Origin of the sequence: Pseudomonas sp. GZD-209, assembly GCF_049310485.1 — a bacterium.
GTDB lineage: Bacteria > Pseudomonadota > Gammaproteobacteria > Pseudomonadales > Pseudomonadaceae > Aquipseudomonas > Aquipseudomonas sichuanensis.
Genome location: NZ_JBMOWQ010000001.1, coordinates 45,916 through 52,402, shown reverse-complemented (window position 1 = coordinate 52,402; position 6,487 = coordinate 45,916). Strand labels below are relative to the sequence as shown.

Sequence of the window (6,487 nt, the reverse complement as noted above, 5' to 3'; positions counted from 1 at the left end):
GCCTTGTCGCGGGGCAAGCCCATTTCCACCCCCACGAAAGCACTTGGTGTGGGAGCGGGCTTGCCCCGCGACAGGGGCGCGACGATCAGAAATCCTTGCGCAGCTGCACGCCGAAGTAGCGCCGGTCGTCACGCGGCACCGCGCGGTAGATGTAGTCGCCACCGCTGGCCAGCATCTGCGCATAGGACTTGTCGCCCAGGTTCTTGCCCAGCAGCGCCACGCGCCAGCCATCGTTGTAGTCGGCCAGGGCGATGCTGGCGTTCCAGATGCCGTAGGCGCCCTGCACGGTGTCGGGGTTCTGGTCGAGGCTGAACTGCACGGCGTCTTGCCAGCTGTAATCGCTGGACAGCTCCACATCCAGGCCGTTGTCCAGCGGGATGCTGTAGTCGGCGCGCAGGTAGGTTTTCCAGTCCGGCGTGAACGGCAGGTGGCCGCCATCGATATTGCAGTTGGCCGCTGCACCCACTGGGCAGTTGAAGTGATCGACCCGCGCCTTGGTGTAGGCCAGCGCCGCCGACAGCTTGAGCTGGCGGGTGGCCTGGAAGCTGGCGTCCAGCTCGACGCCCTGGGTCTTGACGGAGCCGGCGTTGACCAGGCGGGTCACCACCTGGTTGGCCACGGTGTCGAAGAAGTTGGCCTGGTAGTCGTCGTAGTCGGTGTGGAACAGCGCCAGGTTGGCGACCAGGCGGTTATCCAGCGCGGTGCTCTTGAGGCCGATCTCGTAAGCGTCGGAGGTTTCCGGCTTGAGCGCCTCGGTGTCGCGCGGCTGCATGTTGAAGAACACGTTGTACGCCGGGCCCTTGTAGCCGCGCGAGTAGGTGAGGTAACCGGTGAGGTTGTCGTTGAAGTCGTATTGCAGCCCGGTGCGGCCGCTCCAGCCGTCCTCGTCCACCGAGCCTTCGCTGCGGGTCGATGGCTGGATGCCGGTGACCGCCGTGGCCGAGCTGGACACGCGACGGTGGTCGTACTCGAGGTCGTCGTGGGTCCATCGCAGGCCGAAGATCGCGCGAAAATCATCGGTGAAGTTGAAGGTGTTCTCGCCGAACAGCGCCACGCTGTCGTTGCTGGTCGAGTAGTCGGCGCGGCCGTTGTTGGCCACCCCGCCGTTGACCGACAGGCGCTGGTACACCTCGTTCGAGGTGCCGTGCATATAGAAGGCACCGAGCACGTAGTCGTTGAACTGGCCCTTGGGCGAGGTCAGGCGAAACTCCTGGCTGTACTGGTCGTAGTCCACCGTACCCTTGTCATGGGAGGCGGTCACCGGCAGCAGCGCCCGACGGTCGCCGTCCTGGTACTGGGTGTTGTTCCAGCCGCGCCAGGCGCTGATCGAGGTCAGGGTGTAGTCGCCAAGTTGCCAGTCGAGCTGCGCCGACAGGCCCTGGTTCTCGTCGATGACGTGGGTCTTGTAGTCGCTGTTGATGTCGCGGTTGTGGGCGCTGGGCACCACCGGGCGCAGTTGGTTGGTGAACGCCGTGCCGGCTTTGCTGATGACGCCGCTGGGCAGGCTGTCCTCGCCCTTCATGTAGTCGGCGATCAAGGTCAGGCGTAGGTCCTCATTGGGCTCGAACTCCAGCTTGCCGCGCACGCCCTTGCGTTCGTAGCCATTGACGTCATGGCCGTTGGCGACGTTCTCGACGTTGCCGTCATAGTCGCCCCACAGGGTGCTCAACGAGCCCTTGAGCTGTTCGTTCAGGCGCCCGCCGAGGCCGAAGCGCAGGCGGTTCTCGTCGCCCCCGCCGAAGTGCGAGTAGTCGACATAACCGCGGGTCTGCTCGGGAATGGCCTTGCTGATCACGTTCAGCACGCCGGCCGAGGCGTTCTTGCCAAACAGCGTGCCCTGCGGGCCGCGCAGCACCTCGATGCGCTCAAGGTCGAGCAGGTCGAGGGTGGATTGGCCCGGGCGGCCGAACACCACGCCGTCAACCACCGTGGCCACCGTCGGCTCCACGCCCGGCGAGGTGGAAATGGTGCCCACGCCGCGAATGAACAGCGAAGTGTCCTTGTTCGAGGCGCCGGCACGGTAATTGAGGGTCGGCACCTGCTGCACGATGCTGGCGACATTGTTGCGGTTGTCCCGCTCCAGTTGCTCGCCATCGACCACCGACACCGCAACCGGCACCTTCTGCAGCGGTGCTTCACGGCGGGTGGCGGTGACCGTGACCGCTTCCAGCGCGGCAGGCTCGACCGGCGTGGCGGCTTGGGCCGCCTGGCCAATGGCGGCCAGCAATACCGCCGTGGCCAAAGGCCCACGGCGAACAGGAGGGAACGACGGATTATGGCGTTTGTGCATGATGCTGACTGCCCTGAAAGAACCAGACGGAAGATGACGCTGTGGGTGTCTGGTCTCGCTCGTGCGAGTGGCAGCCGCTAGCCGACAGCAGCGCTTGGTAGCGCTAACATGAGCAAGTATCAGAGCAGGCTGCTTAGCAGGTCAAATACTGAAAAAGCACTTTTATATGCTTAAAAGCTATTTGCACAGCCTGGTGCAGTTAGCGCTAACATCGCGCCAATTCCATCCGGAGGCGGCCCCGTGAGCCAGTCCAGGGACAACCCGCGCAAGCGCCGCGGCGCCGGCCGCGTCACCCTCGCTGAAGTGGCGCGGATGGCCGATGTGTCGGCCATCAGCGTGTCACGCTACTTCAACCAGCCCGAGCAGGTCTCCCCGCCCCTGCGCGAGCGGATCCAGGCGGCCGTGCAGCAATTGGGCTACGTGCCCAACCTGGTGGCCGGCGGCCTGGCCTCGGCACGCGGGCGCATCGTCGGCATGGTCATCCCGAACATCTCCGGGCCGATCTTCGCTCAGACCATCCAGGCGTTCAGCGACACCCTGGGCAAGCACGGTTACCAATTGCTGCTGGCCTCCAGCTATTTCAGCGAGGAGCAGGAAGAAAGCGCGGTACGGGCCTTTCTCGGCTGGTCGCCGGCGGCGCTGGTGGTGACCAGCCACTTCCATAGCCCGGCTACCGAAAAGATGCTGGCCGAGGCCGACGTGCCGGTGGTGGAGATCTGGGACTACGTGCCCGAACGCGCGCCGCTGCAGGTGGGTTTCCTGCACTTCGAAGTGGGCGTGCAGGCCTGCCGCTACCTGCTGGACAAGGGCCACCGACGCATCGCTTTCGTACAGAACAGTGCCGCCGGCGACTTCAGTGCGCTGGAGCGGCGTGACGGCTATAGCCACACCTTGCGCGAAGCGGGGCTTGAGCCTTGGGCGTTCGTGCCGTCGGCAGGCACCGCGCCGTTCGAGGCCGGGCGCCAGGCCATGGAAGCGCTGATCCGCCGCCAGCCCAGGCCGGACGCGATCATCTTCGCCAACGACAACCTCGCTGCCGGCGCCCTGCTCGCCGGCCAGCGCGCCGGGCTGCGGCTGCCCGAGGACATGGCGGTGATGGGCTTTGGCGATTACGCCTTCGCCGAAATGCTGCTGCCCAGCCTGACCACCCTGCGCCCGCCGTCTCGGCAGATCGGCGAGGTGGCGGCATTGCGCGTGCTCGAACACCTGGGTGTGCTGGAACATGACGGCGAGGTGCAGCGCCTTAACCTGCTGCACTGCGAACTGATTGCCCGCGAGAGCGCGTAAGGCGCTGCAGCAGCGGTCCGTCACGCCAGGGCTTTGAGCCCTTGCCACTCCTGCTCGGTCAGTGCCACCCCTTCGCACCCGGCGACTTCACGCTCGCGATAGCGACGCTCACCCGGCATGCGCGACAGCCCCACCGCCTGCATCTGCTCCACCAGTTCACGGCTGCGCTGGGCAAAGCGCTCGCCTTCGGCCTTGCTCGGGTCGATCACGATGATCAGTTGCCCGGTCCACGGCGTCTTCGCCCCCGGGTGCCCGGACCAGTCGAATTCCCAGGAGAAGTGGCCACCGGTCAGCGCCGCCGCCAGCAACTCGACCATCATCGACAGCGCCGAACCCTTGTGCCCGCCGAATGGCAGCAGCGCACCGCCTTCGAGAATGGCCTTTGGGTCGGTGGTGGGCTGCCCGCCGGCATCCACACCCATGCCTTCAGGCAATTGCTGGCCGGCACGGGCGGCAATCTGCACGTCACCGTGGGCCATGGCGCTGGTGGCCATGTCGAACACAATCGGATCGTGCCCGGCGCACGGCGCGGCAAAGGCGATGGGGTTGGTGCCGAACAACGGCTTGCGCGCACCGTGGGGCACCACGCAGGTCATGCTGTTGACCACGCTCAGGGCCACCAGGCCTTCATCGGCGAATGGCTCGACATCCGGCCACAGGGCGGCGAAGTGGTGCGAATTGTGGATCGCCAGCACGGCGATACCGGCGCTGCGGGCCTTCTCCACCAGCAGCGCGCGCGCCGCCGCCAGGGCCGGCTGGGCAAAGCCGCCGCCGGCATCGACCCGCACATAGCCCGACGCCACGTCGCTCACCTGCGGCACAGCCGTGCCATCGACCCAGCTGCTGGCCAGGGTCGAGACGTAACCGGGAATACGGAACACACCATGGCTGTGGGCGCCATCGCGCTGGGCGCTGGCGCAGTTGTGGGCCAGCACGGCGGCCACCGCTGCGCTGCAGCCATGGCGTTGGAGGATCGCTTGCAGCAGCGCCTGCAGCTCGGCAAAGGGCACGCGCACGGCAGGGCTGGTGGACGGTGCGGACATCTGAAGCTCCTTTCTTGGTATTGGAATGGCTACAGCGCAACGCCCTGACTTTCCCGTGAATGACAGCTATCTGTCAAATATTGACTTGATGACAGAAAACAGCCATTTTCTTCTCCACGCCAGAAATCAGCCGGAGCGCGTCATGAGCCAATCGATCAAGCAACGCCTGGAAAGCAGCCTCGACAGCGCTGCCGCCTCTGGCCGCAAGATCGCCAGCTACATGCTCGCCAACCTGCACGAGCTGCCGTTCCAGACGTCGGCGAGCATCGCCGCCAAGCTGGACGTCAGCGAATCGAGTGTCGGCCGCTTCTGCCGCGCGCTGGGCTACGCCCACCTCAAGGCGCTCAAGCAGGATTTGCAGAACGACCTCGGTGATGGCCCCTGGCTGGTCGGTGATCGCCTGCAGGAGTTCCGCCAGCAACCCGAAGACGACCGCGAACACGCCGGCAGCCTGGAGCTGGAAATGGCCGCCCTGGTACGTGTGCACGAATACAGCCGCAGCGAGGCCTGGCGCCAGGTGGCCCGCCGCCTGGCCGATAAACCTCAGGTGTTCATCGCCGGTTTCCAGACCGAGCGCGGCATCGCCCTGTGCATGACTCACCTGCTGCAGTACCTGCGCAATGGCGTGCACTGCGTGGATGGCAGCGCCGGGCACTTCGGCGAGGTGCTGCTGGGCAAGCCCGAGGACCTCACCCTGGTGGTGTTCGAGGCCCGCCGCTACTCGCGCCACGCCCTGCAGCTGTGCCAGAAGGCCCGCGCCCTGGGCATCCCGGTGACGCTGGTCACCGACACCTTCTGTGACTGGGCCGATGCCAACGCCGACGAGGTGTTCCGCATCCCCACCGAATTCAATCTGTTCTGGGACTCCACGGCGGCGATGCTGTCGTGGGTGCACCTGATGGTCAACGAGGTCTGCAAGAAGCTCGGGCCGGATGTTGAAAAACGCTTGGAAGCAACTGCCGCTCTACATAACGAGTTCGTCGGCTACACCTCGTGGCCGGCGGGCAAACAACAATAGCAAGAGTGTTGGTACAGAGGTGCGAGATGAAAAGATCCATGGCTGTGGTGGGTGCGTGCGCCCTGCTGCTGGCGGGTGCCGCCAGCGCCGAAACCCTGCGCTTTGCCACCGAAGGCGCCTACCCGCCCTTCAACTATGTCGATGCCGATAACAAGCTGCATGGCTTCGACATCGACATCACCCACGCCCTGTGCGAGCAGATGAAGGTCGAGTGCACCCTGGTGGCGCAGGACTGGGAAGGCATCATCCCGGCCCTGATGGCACGCAAGTACGACGCCGTGGTGGCGTCGATGATCGACACCGAAGAACGACGCAAGAAGATCGCCTTCACCGACCATTACTACCGCACCCCGCTGACCGTGGCCGTGGCCAAGGACAGCAAGATCACCGACGCGCAGACCGACTTCGTCGGCTACACCGTTGGCGCTCAGTCCTCCTCCACCCAGGCGATCTACGCCGAAGACGTGTACGGCAAGGCCGGCGCCGACGTGAAGTTGTACCCGACCATGGATGAAGCCAACGCCGACCTTGCCGCCGGGCGCCTGGACGGGGTGATCGCCGACAAGTTCCCGCTGCACGAGTGGCTGAACAAGAACGGCCAGGACTGCTGCAAGATCCTCGGCGACGTCAAGGACACCAAGGCCGATGCGGCAATTGCCGTGCGCAAGGACGACGAGGCGCTGCGCACACGGTTGAACGCGGCCCTGGCGGCGATCGTGGCCAATGGCACGTACCAGAAGATCGCCAGCAAGTACTTTGCCTTCGATATCTACCAATAGGCGCCACGCCCCTCGTGGGAGCGGGCTTGCCCCGCGATGGCGCCAGGCTTGACAACCATGCTCTGGCGGC

5 protein-coding genes are annotated in these 6,487 nt (G+C 65.4%); 3 read left to right on the top strand and 2 right to left on the bottom strand.

Annotated features, from left to right (window positions below):
• Nucleotides 1–85: 85 nt before the first annotated feature.
• Nucleotides 86–2,290: a TonB-dependent receptor gene (locus ACO6VM_RS00235; RefSeq protein ID WP_422402522.1), complete on the bottom strand. Its 2,205-nt coding sequence runs from the start codon at nt 2,288–2,290 to the stop codon at nt 86–88.
• A gap of 240 nt (nt 2,291–2,530) precedes the next feature.
• On the opposite strand from ACO6VM_RS00235, the gene ACO6VM_RS00230 reads away from it, so the two are divergent.
• Nucleotides 2,531–3,577 carry a LacI family DNA-binding transcriptional regulator gene (locus tag ACO6VM_RS00230; protein ID WP_422402521.1) on the top strand — a complete coding sequence of 349 codons (1,047 nt, stop codon included), beginning with the start codon at nt 2,531–2,533 and terminating at the stop codon, nt 3,575–3,577.
• 20 nt (nt 3,578–3,597) lie between these two features.
• On the opposite strand, the gene ACO6VM_RS00225 is transcribed toward ACO6VM_RS00230, so the two are convergent.
• Nucleotides 3,598–4,620 (bottom strand): Ldh family oxidoreductase, encoded by a 1,023-nt coding sequence (locus ACO6VM_RS00225; protein ID WP_422402520.1) that lies wholly within the window; start codon nt 4,618–4,620, stop codon nt 3,598–3,600.
• A 142-nt stretch (nt 4,621–4,762) separates the two neighbouring features.
• Here ACO6VM_RS00225 and ACO6VM_RS00220 point away from each other — a divergent pair, with 142 nt between their 5' ends.
• Together ACO6VM_RS00220 and ACO6VM_RS00215 are read left to right on the top strand one after the other, a co-directional pair.
• On the top strand, nt 4,763–5,638 hold the full coding sequence (locus tag ACO6VM_RS00220) for a MurR/RpiR family transcriptional regulator (RefSeq protein WP_110994438.1): 876 nt from the start codon (nt 4,763–4,765) through the stop codon (nt 5,636–5,638).
• Between the two features lie 26 nt (nt 5,639–5,664).
• Nucleotides 5,665–6,417, top strand: a complete 753-nt coding sequence (locus ACO6VM_RS00215) for a transporter substrate-binding domain-containing protein (RefSeq protein ID WP_401059996.1) — start codon at nt 5,665–5,667, stop codon at nt 6,415–6,417.
• Nucleotides 6,418–6,487: the final 70 nt, after the last annotated feature.

What these genes read in the sequence shown, in the direction of transcription:
- ACO6VM_RS00235 (WP_422402522.1), bottom strand. Translation starts at nt 2,290, where the DNA reads ATGCACAAACGCCATAATCCGTCGTTCCCTCCTGTTCGCCGTGGGCCT.
- ACO6VM_RS00225 (WP_422402520.1), bottom strand. Translation starts at nt 4,620, where the DNA reads ATGTCCGCACCGTCCACCAGCCCTGCCGTGCGCGTGCCCTTTGCCGAG.
- ACO6VM_RS00220 (WP_110994438.1), top strand. Translation starts at nt 4,763, where the DNA reads ATGAGCCAATCGATCAAGCAACGCCTGGAAAGCAGCCTCGACAGCGCT.
- ACO6VM_RS00215 (WP_401059996.1), top strand. Translation starts at nt 5,665, where the DNA reads ATGAAAAGATCCATGGCTGTGGTGGGTGCGTGCGCCCTGCTGCTGGCG.